Source organism: Chryseobacterium sp. YIM B08800 (assembly GCF_026163565.1).
GTDB lineage: Bacteria > Bacteroidota > Bacteroidia > Flavobacteriales > Weeksellaceae > Chryseobacterium.
Genome location: NZ_JAPDKN010000064.1, coordinates 1 through 18,415 on the forward strand (window position 1 = coordinate 1; position 18,415 = coordinate 18,415).

9 protein-coding genes and 1 pseudogene are annotated in these 18,415 nt (G+C 34.6%); 5 read left to right on the forward strand and 5 right to left on the reverse strand.

The genetic code is table 11. The features are described from left to right. From OEW74_RS17945 to argS, 4 genes and pseudogenes are all read left to right on the forward strand, one after another. A pseudogene (locus OEW74_RS17945) lies at positions 1-1,959 on the forward strand (TonB-dependent receptor); the annotation flags it as partial. 10 nt (positions 1,960-1,969) lie between these two features. After that, positions 1,970-3,433 carry a SusD/RagB family nutrient-binding outer membrane lipoprotein gene (locus tag OEW74_RS17950; protein WP_265429772.1) on the forward strand — a complete coding sequence of 488 codons (1,464 nt, stop codon included), beginning with the start codon at positions 1,970-1,972 and terminating at the stop codon, positions 3,431-3,433. A gap of 81 nt (positions 3,434-3,514) precedes the next feature. Beyond that, positions 3,515-3,649 (forward strand): bacteriocin-like protein, encoded by a 135-nt coding sequence (locus OEW74_RS19720; RefSeq protein WP_416207915.1) that lies wholly within the window; start codon positions 3,515-3,517, stop codon positions 3,647-3,649. A 116-nt stretch (positions 3,650-3,765) separates the two neighbouring features. Continuing rightward, entirely contained in the window at positions 3,766-5,526 is a 1,761-nt protein-coding gene (gene argS / locus OEW74_RS17955) for an arginine--tRNA ligase (protein ID WP_265429773.1), read from the forward strand. 39 nt (positions 5,527-5,565) lie between these two features. Here argS and OEW74_RS17960 read toward each other — a convergent pair whose 3' ends face one another. From OEW74_RS17960 to ccoN, 5 genes are all read right to left on the reverse strand, one after another. After that, positions 5,566-6,495 carry a YihY/virulence factor BrkB family protein gene (locus OEW74_RS17960; RefSeq protein ID WP_265429774.1) on the reverse strand — a complete coding sequence of 310 codons (930 nt, stop codon included), beginning with the start codon at positions 6,493-6,495 and terminating at the stop codon, positions 5,566-5,568. A gap of 236 nt (positions 6,496-6,731) precedes the next feature. Beyond that, the gene (locus OEW74_RS17965) at positions 6,732-9,080 is read right to left on the reverse strand and encodes a BamA/TamA family outer membrane protein (protein WP_265429775.1); all 2,349 of its coding nucleotides are present in this window, start codon (positions 9,078-9,080) and stop codon (positions 6,732-6,734) included. Then, positions 9,080-14,128 carry a translocation/assembly module TamB domain-containing protein gene (locus tag OEW74_RS17970; RefSeq protein ID WP_265429776.1) on the reverse strand — a complete coding sequence of 1,683 codons (5,049 nt, stop codon included), beginning with the start codon at positions 14,126-14,128 and terminating at the stop codon, positions 9,080-9,082. Before OEW74_RS17970 ends, OEW74_RS17965 begins: the two co-directional genes overlap by 1 nt. A 410-nt stretch (positions 14,129-14,538) precedes the next feature. Further along, positions 14,539-15,417, reverse strand: a complete 879-nt coding sequence (locus OEW74_RS17975) for a cbb3-type cytochrome c oxidase N-terminal domain-containing protein (protein ID WP_265429777.1) — start codon at positions 15,415-15,417, stop codon at positions 14,539-14,541. 18 nt (positions 15,418-15,435) lie between these two features. Next, positions 15,436-17,715 carry a cytochrome-c oxidase, cbb3-type subunit I gene (gene ccoN, locus OEW74_RS17980; RefSeq protein WP_265429778.1) on the reverse strand — a complete coding sequence of 760 codons (2,280 nt, stop codon included), beginning with the start codon at positions 17,713-17,715 and terminating at the stop codon, positions 15,436-15,438. 186 nt (positions 17,716-17,901) lie between these two features. On the opposite strand from ccoN, the gene OEW74_RS17985 reads away from it, so the two are divergent. Then, a complete protein-coding gene (locus OEW74_RS17985) occupies positions 17,902-18,195 on the forward strand; it encodes a helix-turn-helix domain-containing protein (protein WP_265429779.1) in 294 nt (97 codons plus the stop codon). The last annotated feature ends 220 nt before the right edge of the window (positions 18,196-18,415 follow it).

An 18,415-nucleotide genomic window follows, 5' to 3' on the forward strand; every position in this document is an offset into this window, starting at 1 on the left:
GTTGGTAGAAACTCTGTTGGATATGGAGATAACATTCTTACAGGATTCCGGCAGTGGTGGCCTCTAAATGTGGATGTTTTGGAGCTTAGGGACGAATTTTTTAGAACCAACCAGAATTATACTTGGAATATGGTAGACCCAACTGGAGGAAACCTTTCTCCATATTATTGGAATAATCCTTATTGGGATCGTTATAAAAACTATTCGTCAGATGATAAAACAAGATTAATTGCAGGTGCTGAACTTTCTTATGATATAACTAAAAAATTCAATATCTTAGGAAGAGCAACAATTGATTATACAAATAGTAAACAAGAAATAAGAAAAGCAATAGGAAGTCACGCAGAAGAATTCGGTTTGGCTCAAGCTGATGAAACTTCAGGTTACTGGGTATTTGATGATACAATTATGCGACAAACGTATGACTTAATTGGTCGATATACTTGGAACGTATCTGATAAATTTAATGCGCAGTTTGTTGCGGGAGGACAGTTTATGGATCAACATGCAAGAGGTTCAGAAAATTCGACAACAGGAGGTTTAATTATCCCTGATTTATATACTGTTTCCAATTCCAGAGCTAGTTATCCGCTCGTAGAAAACAATATAAGAGGTCAAAAAGCAGGTGTTTATGCACAGGCTTCATTAGATTTTGACCGATTTTTATTTTTAGAAGGAACTATTCGTAATGATACTTCAAGTGCTTTGCCAAAATCTAATAGAAACTATACTTACTATTCATTAGGTTCGAGCTTTGTTTTTTCTGAATTGTTTAAGTCAAATTGGTTAAATTTTGGTAAAGTAAGATTAAGCTATGCTGAAGTAGGTAATGACATGGCATTTGGAAGACCCGGTTTTTATGGAAACAGAGGAACTGTAAACGGTATTCCTATGGCGGATATTAGCACAACTTATGTAGACTTTGGAAATTTAAAACCAGAAAGACAAAAAAGCTGGGAAGTTGGTTTAGAAACATCAATGTTTAAAAGAAGAGTGTCATTAGATGTATCATTGTATAAAACAAATACACAAGATTTACTGTTCAGCGTACCTCAATCGCCATCAACTAAACATAGTTTCTCATTAATAAATGCAGGAGAAACAGAAAATAAAGGGGTAGAAGTTGCGCTTACTGTTGTGCCAATAAAAAGCAGTGACTTCCAATGGGATATTAATTTAAACTGGTCTAAAAATAAGAATATCGTAAAAGCTTTAAGCCAAGGACGACAAAATTTGCAACTTGCAAGTTTTCAGGAAACAACTTTAAATGCTACAGTTGGTGAAGCTTACGGTACATTTAGAGGAACTGGCTTTGTGTATGATGCTAATGGAAATAAAGTTGTTGGAGATGACGGTCTTTATTTAGTTGCTTCAGATAGAGTTTTAGGAAACATACAACCAGAATGGATGGGAGGTGTTTATAATACATTCAGATATAAAAATTTCTCGTTAGGTTTCTTAATCGATGTGAAAAAAGGAGGTAGTGTTTATTCTCTTGACCAATCATATGGAGGACTAACGGGTCTTTATGAATATAGTGCTGGATTAAATGATTTAGGAAATCCTGTAAGAAATACATTGGATAATGGAGGTGGAGTTATTTTACCAGGTGTGAAAGCAGATGGTACTCCTAATGATGTAAGAATTGATGCGTCTTTTGCAGGCGGAGCATTTGGTACTGATGCTGGTCTACCACAAGAAGCATTTATTTACGACGCTTCATATGTAAAATTGAGAGAAGCAAAAATTTCTTATTCATTACCAACTGATTTGCTAAGAAACACTTTTATTAAAGGGATGACTTTTAGTTTGATGGGGCAGAACTTATGGATTATTCATAAAAACCTTCCAGATGCAGATCCTGAAGCAGGAACTTCCTCAGGAAATATTCAGGGCTATCAATCAGGAGTAATGCCTACAACTCGTATTTATTCATTCAATGTTAAACTAGACTTCTAAAAAAAATAAAATGAAAAAGATATTTTCAATACTTACTATAGGCTCATTAACGGTTCTCACAGGATGTGTAAACGGAGATGAAGATTTTAATAATAACCAAAGTCAGCCATATGTTGTTTCAGCTGAGGTTCTTTTTACAAATGCTCAGAAAGAACTTACTGATCAAATGATTACCCCTAGTGTAAATTTAAATGTTTTTAGATTTATGCAACATTATCTTGCAAGCACCACATACAGAAATGATGCAAGATTTATCTTTACAGGTACTAGAAGAGTACCAGATAATATGTGGTTAGCTTTATATACAGATGTTTTAGGTAATCTTGATGAAGCAAAAAGAGAAATAAACAAAGAAACTAAACCTGCGACTTTAACAGATCAAGCTTGGCAAAAACAACAGGCTAATAAATTAGCAATCGTAAATTTGGTTGAAATATATACCTATCAGGTTTTAGTTGATAGCTTTGGAAACGTTCCATATTCTCAAGCTTCAAAGCCTGAAACCATTGTTCTTCCAAAATATGATGATGCAAAAACAATTTATGAAGATCTTATTAGTAGATTAAATGTTATTGTGTCAACTTTAGATTCTGCTTATCCTAGTTTTACTTCTGGAGATAATTTCTATAACGGGAATGTTAACAGTTGGATTACGTTTGCAAATAGTTTAAAGCTTAAAATAGGAATAAATTTGGCTGATGTAAATCCTACTTTAGCTAAACAAACAGTAGAATCTGCGGCTAATGCAGGAGTTATAACTGCCAATTCTAACAATACATTATTTCAATATGATAGTACTTCCCCTAATTTTAATAGAATATATGCCGAAGTTATTGCTAGTGGAAGACAAGATTTTATTGCAGAAGAAGGTATTGTAAATTCAATGAATTCATTAAATGATCCCCGTAGAGGATCTTATTTTGAGGCAATGTCTGATGGAACATATGTAGGAGGAGTGGTAGGATTGTCAAATATCTATGATGAAAACTCCAGCATAGGAAAAGACTTACTTTCTCCAAATGAACCGGGAGTTTTATTTGACGCAGCTGAAATCAATTTCTATTTAGCAGAAGGTGCTGCAAGAGGGTATAGTTTGGCTAATTCAGCACAAGTTTATTATGAAAATGCTATAAAAGCTTCTATGCAATATTGGGGAATAAATTCTGCAGATACTACTACTTATCTAGCTAATCCTAACGTCGCATATTCAGCGGCGAATTGGAAACAGCGAATTGGCGAGCAAGCTTGGATAGCAATGTACAACAGAGGTTTTGAATCTTGGAATTTCTTTAGAAGATTAGATTATCCTGCCTTGACTGCACCGAATGCAACAGCAGCTGCAGATGGGAAAGTGCCAACAAGATTAACTTATCCTATCAATGAGCAAACTGTAAATGGTGCTAATTGGACATCAGCTTCGTCAGCGATTGGAGGAGATAAACTTACAACAAAACTTTTCTGGGACATTAATTAATCAATTTTTTAACATTCATATTAAAACCGCCTTAGTGCGGTTTTATATATTCACTTCAAAACTATTAAACAATAAAATATTATGAAAAATTTAAAAAAGCTATCTAAAAAAGATCTTAGAAAAATTCAAGGTGGGCAAGCTCCTGCATGCTGCTTAAACTGGAATCCTATATTAAGAGAATGCAGAAGGTGGGACTATAATTGTCTCAATCTATAACAATTTTTAAAAGGCTTCGCTAACGAAGTCTTTTTTATTTCACTAAATTTGCATTTGAAAATTATGATATGAAATTAGGACTGCTTTTGTATGTCCTAAAAAATGAATATAAACTCATGAATATTAAAGATATAATAGAACAAAAACTGGCAGAGGTTATTCTTAATCTCTATCAGTTGAAAGATATAAAACTTGAAATCCAGGAAAATAAAACTGAGTTTGAGGGTGATTTTACGATCGTTACTTTTCCTTTGGTAAAACAATTGAAGAAAAATCCTGAAAGCATTGGGGTAGAATTAGGAGAAGGATTAACAACACAGACTGAATTACTGGAAAGTTTTAACGTGGTAAAAGGATTTTTAAACGTAAAAGTTAAAAACCAGTTTTTCGTAGATCAGTTTAAAACGGTTTCTGAACAGTTTTCAAATATAGAAAAGAAAAATGCAACCGTAATGGTGGAATATTCTTCACCGAATACCAACAAACCGCTGCATTTAGGACATATTAGAAATAATTTGTTAGGTTTTTCTGTCGCTCAAATTCTTAAAGAAGCTGGGTATGATGTTATAAAAAGTCAGATCATTAATGACAGAGGAATTCATATCTGTAAATCGATGTTGGCTTGGGAAAAGTTTGGAAAAGGAGAAACTCCGGAAACTGATCGTGTGAAAGGTGATAAATTTGTAGGAAACTACTATGTAAAATTTGACCAGGAATACAAAAAAGAAATAGCTGAGCTTATTGCGAATGGAAGCACTGAAGATCAGGCTAAAAAAGATGCTCCTTTAATGAAAGAAGCTCAACAAATGCTTTTGGATTGGGAAAATGGTGACGAAAAAGTAAGAAATCTTTGGAGCGAAATGAACTCTTGGGTTTATGACGGTTTCAATCAGACTTATAAAAGATTAGGCGTAGATTTCGATCAGGTTCAGTATGAAAGCAATACCTATATTTTAGGAAAAGACCTTATTCAGGAAGGTTTAGACAAAGGCGTATTGTATAAGAAAGAGGATGGCTCGGTTTGGTGTGATTTGACAGACGAAGGTTTAGATCAGAAATTATTGCTTCGTTCAGACGGAACTTCTGTGTATATGACTCAGGATTTGGGAACGGCGGTTCAGCGTTTTAAAGAAAACGATATTCAAAAACTTATTTATACGGTAGGAAACGAACAGGATTATCATTTCCAAGTTCTGTTTAAGATCTTAGGAAAATTAGGGTATTCTTGGGCAGATCAGTTGTACCATTTATCTTATGGAATGGTAGAACTTCCAAACGGAAAAATGAAATCTCGTGAAGGAACGGTTGTCGATGCAGACGATTTGATGCAGGAAATGCACAATATTGCAAAATATGCAGCGGAGGAATTGGGTAAACTTGAAAACTTTACTGAGGAGGAAAAGAACGAAAATTATGAAAGTGTAGGTATGGGAGCTTTAAAATATTTCATGCTGAAAGTAGATCCAAAGAAAAAAATGCTTTTCAATCCTGAAGAAAGTATTGATTTTAATGGAAATACGGGGCCTTTCATTCAATATACTTTTGCGCGTATTCAGTCTTTGCTCAATAAAGCTAATTTTGAGCAGAAAGAAGTTGCTGAGGTTGAATTGAATCAATATGAAAAAGCTTTGATTATGCAACTGGCAAATTATAAAATTGTCGTTCAAAAAGCTGCGGAAGTTTTAAGCCCGGCTTTGGTAGCGAACTATGTTTATGATTTGGTAAAAACTTATAATTCTTTTTATCAAAGTAATCCGATCTTGAATCAGGAAGATGAAAATGTAAAACAGATTCGTTTGAATTTATCAAATCTCACAGCACAGACAATAAAAAAATCATTAAGTTTATTAGGTATAGGAACCGTAAACAGAATGTAAAAAATAAATCCTCCTGAAAATTTCGGGAGGATTTTTATTTTAAACCTGAGCTTCGTTTTGAATTTGGCTGTCTCGATAGAGTTTTGCACTATTCCATTTAGCATGTTTTGAAGGAACAATTTTATAACCTTTTCGATAAGAATACACTTTCGTAAATTCTGCGCCGAAGAAAATAAGCATACACGAATAGTTAATCCACATCATAATTAAAATCACCGTTCCGGCAGTTCCGAAAGCTGAGGTTGGTTTAAACTGACCGAAGTAAAGACTCAGCAAAAATTTACCTAAAGTAAACAGAGCGGCAGTTAATAAAGCGCCTTTCCAAACCGATTTCCAGCTGATTTCCACATCAGGAAGCACTTTAAACATCAATGCAAAAAGGACGACAATAACTAAAAATCCTACGGTGAAATTAATAATTTCTACAATGATATACGTTTCAAGACCAAAATAGGTCGTGATGAAATTGTTAAAAAGTCCGATCAATGAGGACAAAACCATTGTAATCATCAGTAAAAATCCTAAAATTAAAATCATACCCAAAGAATTGGCACGGTCTAAAAGAAATTTAACTAAAGCTTTTTTGGGAGCTGCTTCTACATCCCAAAGATTATTTAACGATTTCTGTAACTGAAAAAATAGGGTAGTAGAACCGTAAACCAATGATCCGATACCTACAACTTTCATAAAAATATTTTCTTTGTCAATGAGTGCTCCCGCAATCATATCCTGAATACTTTTGGCAACATCTTGTCCCATCAATCCGCTAATCTGAGTACTGATTTGTCCGCGAATGGCTTCTTCACCAAAAAAATATCCAGCAATCCAGATAATAATAATGAGCAATCCGGGAATTGAGAAAATAGCGTAATAAGCTAAGCTTGCTGAATTATTGGAAGCAGATGAATTATTCCATTCTGTAAATGTTTCTTTTACTGTTTCCCAGAAAAAATTTAATTCTTTTAGCATAACGTTTTTTTATGTTTGGTGTATTGAAATTTTATTTTAACGCAAAGTTTTTTTCAAATGTAACGTAGATTTTAAGAATGCAAAGGCAAATGAAATTTGCTTCGCAAAGCTTGAAAACATAGCTTCATTCAATCAACTTGTTGATTCATCTTTGCTCCTTTGATAAAAGCTTTGATATTTAATTCTTTGCGTTAAAAATCTGTATAGAATCTTTTTAAATGCAATTTGGCAGTTATTTAGAAAGGATATCCAATGGCAATATTCAGAATCAGATTATCTTTTCTCCAATCGGAATCTCCAAAATTAATTCTGTCAAAAGTCCATCGGTCGCCTTTTTCGTAATAAGGAACTCTTAGAGGCATTGCCAAATCAAGTCTTAAAACTAAAATGGAGAAATCTAATCGCAGGCCAACTCCTGCTCCTACGGCAATTTCACTTAAAAATTCTTTAGAAAACTTTCCTCCCGGTCTTGTATTAACTCCCTTATTATCGATGTCGTCATTGATTAACCAAATATTTCCGGCATCCACAAAGGCGGCAACATTTAAGAATTTATAAAGATTGGCTCTATATTCTGCATTCAATTCTAACTTTACATCTCCCGACTGATCAAAAGCAACTCTATCTTTATCGGGAGTTCTGGGATCGTAGCTTCCAGGACCCAAAGTTCTTGCTCTGAATGCTCTGATACTGTTACTTCCCCCTACAAAAAACTGCCTTGAGAAAGGAATATGCTCTGAATTTCCGTACGGAATGGCAGCTCCCGCAATAAATCGTGAAGCGAAAGATGTTTTTTCATTAAACTTATGATAGAATCTTACATCATTTTCAATCTTTGCATATTGGCTGAAAGGAACACCGAAAATTGTTTTTTCTTTTCCTTCTTTAGCATTGGCTCCCGTTACAAGACCTGTAATATTTCCTGCTAAATCAAGCATTCCTTTATAATAGAATGTATTTTTTCTCGGAAGCATTGTTGTGGAGTAGGTGTAAGAATAAGTTGGTCCAAAAATTAATTGTTGCTCAACCACTCTTTCCAAGTATGGATTTTGTGGAAATTTGTCCATATATTTTTGAGTAACATCTGCAGGACGAATCAAAGAAACATCAATGACATTAAGCTCATGTTCTTTTCTTACATTTTCTTTCCACTGATATCCAAATGAAGCATTAAATGTGTTTAAAGAATATAAAGTGGTTCTGTTTTGGAATTCATAACCCAGTTTAATATTAGTTCTCGGTACGAAAGCACTTGAAGAATTGAAACGGAAAGGAGCCACGATTCTCGGAATCGATAACTGTACATTGGTTCCCGCTCTGAAAATATTTTCAGCATCTGCAGGACCACCCATTTGAACATCGAATGCTCCATAAACAGAAGCTTTAAATTGCTCTGCACCACGGAAAAAATTTCGTTGTGTCCAGTTTAAATTTAGTTCGCTTCCGGCATAATTCGCAGAATTGGTTCTTCCCAAAGCTTCCAATCGTAAAGATTGAAGTTCTCTCGGAGTTAACACATAATACGCATCAAACTTATGATTTAAAGAATCGGAAACGACGAATTCATTTTTTACAAATTTAAAAACCCCTAGACTGATCAATCGGTTAAGTGATAAATTGTGGTCTTTTCTGTTGTAGATATCACCTTGGTTGAAATATAAAGCTCGGTCAAAAATTCTTGGTTTAAATTTTTTATCAGGATCAACTACGTAAATATTGTTGTACTCATATCCTTTCAAAGAATCGGGATTCATCGGGATATTGTATTTTCCTTTTTTAGCATCGCGAAGATTGTAATTAGGAAAAACAACTACTTTATCAATCGTAAATTGTTCGGTTGCCAATTTCGGTGTGTTGTCTTTCAGCTTTACAATAAGCTCAACTTTGGGGTCTTTAGTTACCGTACTGTCTGCCTGTACAATAATATTGTCTTGACTAAAGTAATAAAAACCTTTGTCTTTTAAACCATCATCAATTCTTTGTCGTTCGTTTTTAATGACATCCAAATCAAAAGGATTTCCTGCTTTAAGTAACGTTTTTTCTTTTAAATTCTGTATTTCCGAATTTATAAGCGTAGAATCTTTCGGAAAATTGACGTTACTGATTAAATATCTCGCTCCAGGATTTAAGGTATAAATTACTTGTGCCTTTTTATTTTTTGAAACGGTGTCGTATTTTGCTTTTGCATTAAAATAGCCTTTGTTTTCAGAATAATTTACAATAATATCTTTATTAAATTCTCTGTCAACATCTCCAAGCAATACAGGCTCTTCACCAAATTTATATTTCAGCCAGTATTTTAAACCTTTTTCTTTTTTAGGTTCTTTTGTTGCATTATAAGCGTATAATTTGGGTCTTAAACCAAGAAAAGAAGAATTTGGTTTTGGAGTAAGACTTTCTTCGAGTGCAGACTGCAATGCACTTTTTTCTTTTTTGGAAAGAGAATCGTTTTCTATTTTAACTTCAGCTCCGGTGTAGAGCATTTGTCCGTCTTTCAGAAATTTGGTATTGCTACACGAGATAACAGCCATCGTAATTCCTGATGCCAAAAAATATTTGCAGTATGTATTCAACGTATTCTTCATTATTTAAATTCTACGACTTGGTTATCTTGTTTTCTTTTATTTTCTCTCTTTTCCTTGTTTCTCTGATTTCTCGATTTACGGAAAATATCTTTGAATTTATCGTAATCTAAAGTGATGATAAATCCTACTCCGGTTTCTATAATTTGTCCTTGCAAAGCAACCTGATAATCATTTTTTCGGTAGGCTCTCAACATATATCTTCCGTCTCTAGAAAGGCTGTAATCTATCGTAACATCTCCCGCAATATTGGTGGTATTTTCATTTTGTCTTGCTTCACCTTCCAATCCGAAATTACTTCCTACCGTAACTTTCAGACGGTCATTCAATAGTTTTTTGCTGATATCTACATTCAGATCGGTTCTTGTATTCTGTTGTCCGGTAGAATAATCTTCGGTAGATTCAAGATCAAAATTCAGATCAACCCCTTTTATAAGATTAGAAGCAATATTATTAAGCTGTTGTGAAAGAATTTTACTCACACTCTGTCTTGCTAAGGTTTCAGCAGAAACTCCCGAATTGCTTTCAAAAGGATTTTCACCGATAAAGCGGTTTAATAAAAGCAAAGCAAAAACCTGCTTATTCATTTCGTTTTCGTCTTGTCGCAACTGAGACAGTTTTTGGTCTACCTGTTCTGTAACGGTAGAAGAAACCGCATTATTTTTTTCATCTGTGGTAATATCAAAAGAAATTTCAGGTTTTAAGAGTTCTCCTTTAAGAATCAATAAAGTACTAAATGGAATTCTTTGCTTAAACTGATTAAGATCTGCAGCTTCTCCTGTATACTGTTGTTCCACAAGATCAATTGGCGCTGCATTGGTTTTGTAGATTGCTGTAATATCCAATTTAGCGGCTGTTGGTTCACCGGTCCAGGTGATGGTGCTTCCTTTTTGAATATCAAATTTTCTTTTCAGAAGACTTACAGACATTTCGTAGCTTCCTTTTTCTACCTGATAAACACCGACTAAAGTTGTTTTTCCTGAAGGATCTATTCCACCCGTTAAATCTGCTTCACCCTGAAGTTTTACAAAATCTCCGTTGGCTTTATCAATAATAATCGACATTTTCGCTTCTTTATCGACTTCTATGTTTACACTCACATCCAACCCTTTAATCGGGCTTTCTGCTTTGACAGAATCTGCTTTTATGGTTTTATTAAGAGCGATCTGATCCTGATCGATGAATTCTACAATACCGTCTCTTTCCTGCAAAGATGGGCTCGATTGTGGAAGTACAAACGTAAAATCTGTTTTTTCTGAAACTGCCAATCTACCGTCAACCTTTGGTAAATCTAGATTCCCACGCACTTTTAATGCTGCATCAATCGCAAGAATTCCATACATCATGGCATCATTCGACTTTTCAGAATTTACAACTTTGAAATCTTTTGCATTCACATCGAGGTTAAATGCAAAATCTCTGTAGGTCTGCGTTAAGATTTGTCCATCAAGGTTTAGAGAGTTCCCGTCTTTGTCTTTAATTTTAAAGTTATCAAACTCAATTCCGCGGTTGGTAAATCCTATTTTATCATTAATATTTCTGAAATCACTTCCGGTTTGAGCAATCATTAATCCGACATTATTCATTTTAATGTCACCCAAAATTTTCGGAGCGGTCGTTGTTCCCGTAATTTTTAAATCTCCCGAAAGATAACCTTCAGTATTTGTAATTGCGTTCATCGAAAAGCCCTGAAGCGTTTTCATCTGAAGCTGATTCATATTTAAATCTAAATCAAACGTACTCGAAGAAGTATTGTAATTTCCTAAAATCTTCACATCATTATTATTCCCTGAAAGTGCAATGTCTGCATTCAGAAGATTTGCGGATTGGTTATTGACTTTAATTGCTAAATTTCCTACCGGACTTCCATAAACAATCAGATCAGAAACATTGATGTCTGAAGTGAACGTCATATTTTTGGTTAGATCTCTCAACTGCGCTGTTCCGTTGATGGTTCCTTTCGCTAATAATGAATCTTTTTTGATGATCTCTGTGATCGTTTCAATTTTAAAATCTTTCAATGAAACATTCAACGGACTGGTTGGTGAACTGCTTTCAGACTGTAAAGAAATTTCGGCTCCTGAATTTGATAAACGGAAATTATCTGCCACAATTCCCTGACTGAAAATCTGGATTTTATTGTTTTCAGCAACCGTCCAATCCATATAATTTAATTTTAAACCATTCGGATTCAACGATATTTCGGTAACATCATTCAACGACTTGGCATTTCCAGCGATCAGGAACTGCGTTTGATCTTTATCGTCTTTTGTGGTGATATTATAATTGATGATATTATTGGCAACATCGCCATTAATGTTCACTTTATTTAAAGCAAAACTTTCACTCTTCAAAGCAACAACACTCAGATCATATTGTAAAGCCTGATTTTCGTTGGTGATTTTCAGATTGGTGTTTTCTAAAGTATTGGTTCCGTACAAAACCTGTGGAATTTTTGCATCTAATTCTATTTTTTGAGAATCTGCATTGTAATTTCCTGTAATGTTGATGGTTTCAAAACTTTTCAGATCCGGTACAAATTTTCTGATCAGATCGTCATTTTTAATCGTTGCATTGATGGTGAAGAATTGTCCGGCATCAATTTTCTGAGTTTTGCCAGGTTTTTGAAACTGATAATATTGATTAATGGTTTGACTTAAAGCTCCAAAAATCTGAGTCAGTTTATATTTACCGTTCAGTTCTACATCTGCGATCTGCGAATTGAATTGAATTAAAGTTGAATCTGCTCTTGAAACTGCATTCAGCTTAACTTCCTGAATAGGGTAAACTTCTTTGGTATCTGAAATTGCAAAATCTTGTAAATTAAGATAGCCATTCAGATTATCTGGATCTAAGCTTTTAAAATCGGCATCAATTCCACCCGCAATAATCATTGGAGAACTGTAAAATCCTAATTTGTTTAAATCTAATTTATTGATATTTCCATTGACTTTTACTGTCGGATTTTTCTCATCATAAACTCCGGAAGCAGCAAGATGTAAATTGGCATTCGGATCTTTTGAGTTTAAATCAATATCATAAGCGCCACGGTTTATTTTACCTTTCAGATTCATATTCTGATAAGTGTAGCCGTTGTAAGTTGCAGATTGTACGTCACCTGAAAGATTTGCAGACATTGTTTTTGGGTCAAAACCTTGTCCTTTTGCATTGATGGTTGCAGTAACGCTTCCTATATCTTTATTCTGAATCAGTTTTCCGATCTGAAGACCCTGAAGATTGGCTTTTACATCAAAAGTTTCTCTGTTTTTTCTGCGCATATCTGCTTTAGCGATCACTGCAGCGTTTCCTAAAGTTGAAGTCAGACGCAAATTAGTATCCACAACTTGGGTCGTACCTTTTGCCGTTCCTCGAATCGTAAATGAAGAAGGCAAAGTAATATTGCTCGGAATTGTATTTTTCGGAACTAAATTGTAAATTGTTTTTGAGGAAGAAGAAACTTCTGCAATCTTTAAATCGTAATACAATTGATCAGGGTTCATCGCATTTTTGATTTTTCCTGAAGCTAAAACTCGCAATTGGTCTAAACCTGAAACTTTTAAATTCTGAATCGATAAATCATTAACTGTTCCTCTTACAAATGCATTTACATTTAAAGTGGCATTCGGATATTTGTTGAATGGCGCAGTGTTTTTTAAAGTTGGAACTAAATTTAAAATATCAGAAAAACCAATTTTAGAATCACGAATATCGGCTGAAATTTTTACCGCTCCAAGATTGGATGATAACTGGTCAATCGAATTGTAATTTAAAATAACTTCGTCACGCAATATGGTTTTCGAAGTCTGCAGGTAAAGGTTTTTTAAATACGCTTCTTTTTCTGCGTACACAAAATCTGTGTTGAATTTTTGAATATCTAAACCTCTTGCTTCCTGTATTTCCGCTGATTTTACAGAACCTGCAAAACCATTGTTTTCCATTTTAAAATTTCGAACATCGATATTTAATTTAGCAAAATTAAGATGGTTAAAATCCATTCCGCTTTTTGTAGGAGCGATGGCTGTGTTGTTGTAAGCGACTTTTACATCATCTAAATGAAGTCTCCCCAAAAGAACTTTCATTGCTTTTTCTTTCGCCGAATTTTTTGAAACTTCAGACTTTTCTTCGTTTTTAGGATTGGCGTTTTCCGTTGGAAGGAATAAATTGGCGTTGATATTTGCTCCGGTTAAATAAACATTTCCAACATTATAATCGTTGTTTTCAAGATCGATGCTGTTCACTTTCGTGCTTAATTCTTTGAAAAGAACTTTTGCAAAAGTTTTAGTATTGTCGTCGCCATAGTCAATATCAAAATTGGTCAGGTTTATTTTGTTTAAACCTAATTTCATTGCCTTTTTCTGATTCAGAGAATCTACTTTTTCTTCTACATTGGCTGCAACTTCTTTTACCAGATCTTGTTTCAGTTTTAATTTTAATCCGTCAAGATTAATATCGTTTACTGCGTAAGAGTTGTTTTGAAGGTCGAAAGTTTTTACCCGGGTATCAAAAGATTTGAAATATACTTTAATATCATTTCGGGATTGCTGATCGTTAAAAGTGATTCCGATATCTTTTAATTTAATTTTATCAAGAGAAATAATAAAAGGTTTTGACGGTTTTTCCTCTTGTTCTTTATCGGAAGTCGCAAACGCATCAATAATATAATCGAAATTAAATTTTCCGTCTGGTTTTCTTACCACATTTGCGCGAACGCCTTCTAAATCTATGGAGGTAAGATCTGCTTTAGAATTAAGCAATTGCCACATATCTAAACCTACATCGAATTTTTTCACCGCTAAAAGGGTATCAATATTCTGACCTTTCAGATATAAATTTTCCATCACCAAGCTGTTTGGAAAACCGATATAGACTTTGTCGAGACTTACTTTGGTTTTTATTTTTTTCTCAAGGTAAACAATCAGTTTATCTTTTACAAAGTTCTGAACCGCCGGAAGTCTTAAACTTAAGATAAGCAGGATGATTAAAACGACAAAAGAGATGATTGTAATAACAACACCTCTGAGAATTTTTCTTTTGTTGAATTTTCTTTTCAAATTTCTGTGGTTTAGACAAATATACAATTCGTTTTTGGGTTGGCGAACGGATTGTTTCACCGATGTTTAAATATTGAATCTTGTCTTATATTTTGAAAATTTGAAATTTAATAAGCTTCACCATAATTGTTTTTTTGAAAAGCCCATTGGTAAAGGCTTTGTTTAATAATATGATGCAATATGTTTGCCAACGAGGAGTAGTTATGTTAAAAAAATGCAAATGTGGTACCTGTTTTAAACTACAAAAACCTGCTCAGTGAACAGGTTTTTGCATTGATGTATGCCTCAGTTGATAATTAAATATTATGGAATATTTAAAGTGAATAGGTTTTCAGATGTTAGTTGAGTTACAACTGCGACATACATCTGATGGAGATTCAATTCATAGTTTTATATATTTAGATGAGTAATTATTCTTGCCATTTTGCAATTTCTCCTTGCGGAGCCGCACCTCCTTGTTTTTCTGTGATCGGAGATTTTTCCTGATTGATATGATAAATATAGGATGCGATTTTTTCTGCATCTCTTCCTGTAATGGTACCTTCTTTTATGAAAGGACGCATGGTTGGATTGTTTGGTGAGCCATTTTCAAGCATCCAGAAAACATTTTTAAATAAACTTTTCTCTTTGATGTTGATCCAATGTGTGTCGGTTAAGTTTGGACCGATGCCGCCTTTTCCACCGTCTGAATGACAGGTTACACAATTGGTTTTAAACAATTGCTCGCCTTCTGCAATATAATCTGCGCTATATTTTGCGGTTTCTAAATTAATAGGCGGCGCATTTTTTTCGTATTCTGCGATGGAGGCAAGCTGTAATTTAGTTTCTTTATCATATTCTGCTTCCGGGTGAGCGTAATCTGTGAAGGCAAAAGCGATTAGGTAAACCGCACAGAAAATCATTCCGAAGTAGAAAAGACCAATCCACCATTTTGGTAAAGAGTTGTCTAGCTCAGTAATTCCATCAAAACCATGATCGATTAAAATATCTTTTTCCTCAGCCTGCGATTGTTTTTTGAAAGCCGAATTCCAAAGTTTTAGATAATACGGAGTTGTTTTATCGGTAATATATTCTTGTTTTTCTTGCTCTGTCAATCTGTTGAACCTTTCGTTTTCTACCAAATCTCCGATAGAATTCATGATGAGCAATAAAATGGTAATGATGATCAGCAATGCCCAAAAGAAAGGTGTAGAAAAATAATTGGCATCTTGTGCGAACATTTCGAACGCCATTACCGTAATCCCTATGGTTATCGCTATATATATAGATATGGGTGTTCTCTGTTTCATTGTAATAGATATTTAAAATTAATCTACGCTTGCTGTTTTGATGTCTGTCGTTTTGATGTCTGTTCCCAGTCTTTGCAGATAGGCAATCATTGCGATGATTTCTCTTTGTTCCATTGGTACAAAATTGTTTCCTTTGGCAATTTTCTCTTTATCCATTTGATCTTTTACATCGGTTGCTTCAGAATAAATTCTTTTTACAATCGCTTGTGACTGATTATTTGCCCATCGATCTGCAGAATCTATCTGTGCTTTGGTGTAAGGAACATCAAAAGTATTTTTCATCAGTTTCATTTTATCGATCATTTGAGAACGATCCAGTTTATTGGTAATCAACCAAGGGAAACGTGGCATAATAGAACCTGCAGAAGTAATTCTTGGGTTGTACATATGTTTAAAGTGCCATGAATCTGGATTTCTTGCACCTTCTCTGTGAAGATCAGGTCCTGTTCTTTTTGATCCCCAAAGGAATGGTCTGTCGTAAACGAATTCTCCTGCTTTCGAATACTGCCCGTTTTTACCGTCAAATCTTGCTACTTCATCACGGAAAGGTCTTATCATTTGTGAGTGACACGAGTTACAGCCTTCTCTTACGTATAGATCTCTACCTTCTAGTTCTAATGGTGAATAAGGTTTCACAGCAGATATTGTTGGTAAGTTGCTTTTTACAGTCAGGGTAGGAACAATTTCTACCAACCCGCCGATTGCAACGGCTACAAAAGCTAATATTGACAATAGGTGAGGGGTTCTTTCTAACCAAAGGTGTACACCTTCGCCTTCTTTTCTGCCTGAACCAACATTGGCTAAAGCTGGAGCTTCTGCAGGCACATTTTTCTGGAATGATCCTGCTTTAATTGTTTTGTAAACATTTACAACCATTAAAATTGCTCCACTCAGATAAAATAATCCACCTAAGAATCTCATTTTAAAGTAAGGAATAATTGCCGTAACGGTATCTAGCCAGTTTTTCCACAATAAAGTTCCGTCCGGATTAAATTGTTTCCACATCAAACCTTGGGTAAATCCGGCGATATACATTGGTACGGCATAGAAAATAATTCCTAAAGTTCCCAACCAGAAATGCCAGTTGGCTAATTTTTTAGACCAAAGTTCGGTTTTCCACATAATAGGAATCAGGTAATAAACTACTCCGAATGCCATGAAACCATTCCATCCTAAAGCTCCTAAGTGAACGTGACCAATTACCCAGTCGGTGTAATGCCCGATTTTATTTAAAGATTTTGTTGCTAAAAGTGGTCCTTCAAAGGTTGCCATTCCGTAACAGGTAACTGCAACTACGAAGAATTTCAAGATAGGATTGTCTCTTACTTTATCCCAAGCTCCTCTTAAAGTTAATAATCCGTTCAGCATTCCACCCCAAGATGGTGCAATCAACATGATTGAGAAACCTGTTCCCACTGCTTGAGCCCATGCTGGTAAAGCAGTATATTGAAGATGGTGAGGTCCTGCCCAAAGATAAACGAAGATTAAAGACCAAAAGTGAATAATCGAAAGTTTATATGAAAATACTGGTCGATTGGCAGCTTTAGGCATAAAATAATACATTAAACCTAAAACCGGTGTCGTTAAAACGAATGCAACCGCATTGTGACCGTACCACCATTGCACCAATGCGTCTTTCACACCTGCATAAGCAGAATATGATTTCCAGCTTGTAAAAGATAACGGAACTTCTAAATTGTTGAATATGTGAAGCATCGCAACGGCAATCCAAGTTGCAATATAAAACCAGATGGCTACATATAAATGACGCACTCTTCTTTTGGCAATCGTTCCAAACATATTGATTCCGAAAATTACCCAAGAGAAAGTAATCAAAATATCGATCGGCCATTCGTGTTCTGCATATTCTTTTGAAGTGTTGATTCCCATTAAGAAAGTAATCACAACAGCGATAATCATAATTTGCCATGTCCAGAAATGAATCCATGATAGAGTATCACTATACATTCTGGTTTTTAAAAGTCTCTGCATACTATAATAAGCACCGCAGAAGAAAGAGTTACAGACAAAAGCAAAAATAACCGCACTGGTATGAAGCATTCTGATTCTTCCAAATCCTAAAGCGCCTTGCGAATTGACTAATCCCTGAATATTTCCACTTCTTAAACTCTGAATAGTGGTGTCGTCAGTTCCAAATAAAAATTCAGGCAATTCAGGATAAAAAAGCATCAAAGCTGCAGTTAGCCCTAAAATAAAACCAATAATTCCGAATACGATAGTAGCATAGAGGAATGCTCTGACAATATTATTGTCATAATGAAATTTTTGCGTCTCCATAAGTCTTGTGTCTTGCAACGAACAATATTTTTTTTACAAAATCTCCCTTAAACAAAGGATTTAGGTAATCTGAAAAGAAATATCATGCTGCATATGTAATGTTTTGACAAAGGTATTTACTAACTTTGTCTAAGGCTATTAGATATACTTCTAAAATATACCGAAAACTACTAAAGCTACTATGTGATGAAAATTTGTGGACAAAATATCAGGAAAATGCGACGCGACCGTGATCTAACTCAAGAGTACATGGCCTTTGAAATGGGTATTTCTCAAAAAGCGTATTCTGATATCGAAAATTCAAAAGTGAAAATCAATCTGGAGATTCTTACAAAAATTTCAAACATCCTCAATATAAAGCCCTCGGAAATCTGCAGTATTTCTCACAAGTGCGGTACAAATGATTACGAAGACAAATACAATGAGCTTATTGAGTATATGAAACAAAATAATATCGCTTTGCCTAAAGACTTGTTATAAGTTTTCTCAAATACATTCCCTCTGAATATTTTCGGGCAACATTCTTATTTCAACTCTCAAACCCTCCCATTCTCCAACCCTCGAACTTTTTTTTCAGGAGCTTAATCCGGCTTTCACTCCTCGCTTTTTTGCGCCTTGCCTTTTTCTTTTAGCAAAAAGAGCTCAAACAAGCCGTTCAATGGTAAGTTTGTATTAAGAAAGACAGATTTATAAATTAGTT

What these genes read in the sequence shown, in the direction of transcription:
- OEW74_RS17950 (WP_265429772.1), top strand. Translation starts at nt 1,970, where the DNA reads ATGAAAAAGATATTTTCAATACTTACTATAGGCTCATTAACGGTTCTC.
- OEW74_RS19720 (WP_416207915.1), top strand. Translation starts at nt 3,515, where the DNA reads ATGAAAAATTTAAAAAAGCTATCTAAAAAAGATCTTAGAAAAATTCAA.
- argS (WP_265429773.1), top strand. Translation starts at nt 3,766, where the DNA reads ATGAATATTAAAGATATAATAGAACAAAAACTGGCAGAGGTTATTCTT.
- OEW74_RS17960 (WP_265429774.1), bottom strand. Translation starts at nt 6,495, where the DNA reads ATGCTAAAAGAATTAAATTTTTTCTGGGAAACAGTAAAAGAAACATTT.
- OEW74_RS17965 (WP_265429775.1), bottom strand. Translation starts at nt 9,080, where the DNA reads ATGAAGAATACGTTGAATACATACTGCAAATATTTTTTGGCATCAGGA.
- OEW74_RS17975 (WP_265429777.1), bottom strand. Translation starts at nt 15,417, where the DNA reads ATGAAACAGAGAACACCCATATCTATATATATAGCGATAACCATAGGG.
- ccoN (WP_265429778.1), bottom strand. Translation starts at nt 17,715, where the DNA reads ATGGAGACGCAAAAATTTCATTATGACAATAATATTGTCAGAGCATTC.
- OEW74_RS17985 (WP_265429779.1), top strand. Translation starts at nt 17,902, where the DNA reads ATGAAAATTTGTGGACAAAATATCAGGAAAATGCGACGCGACCGTGAT.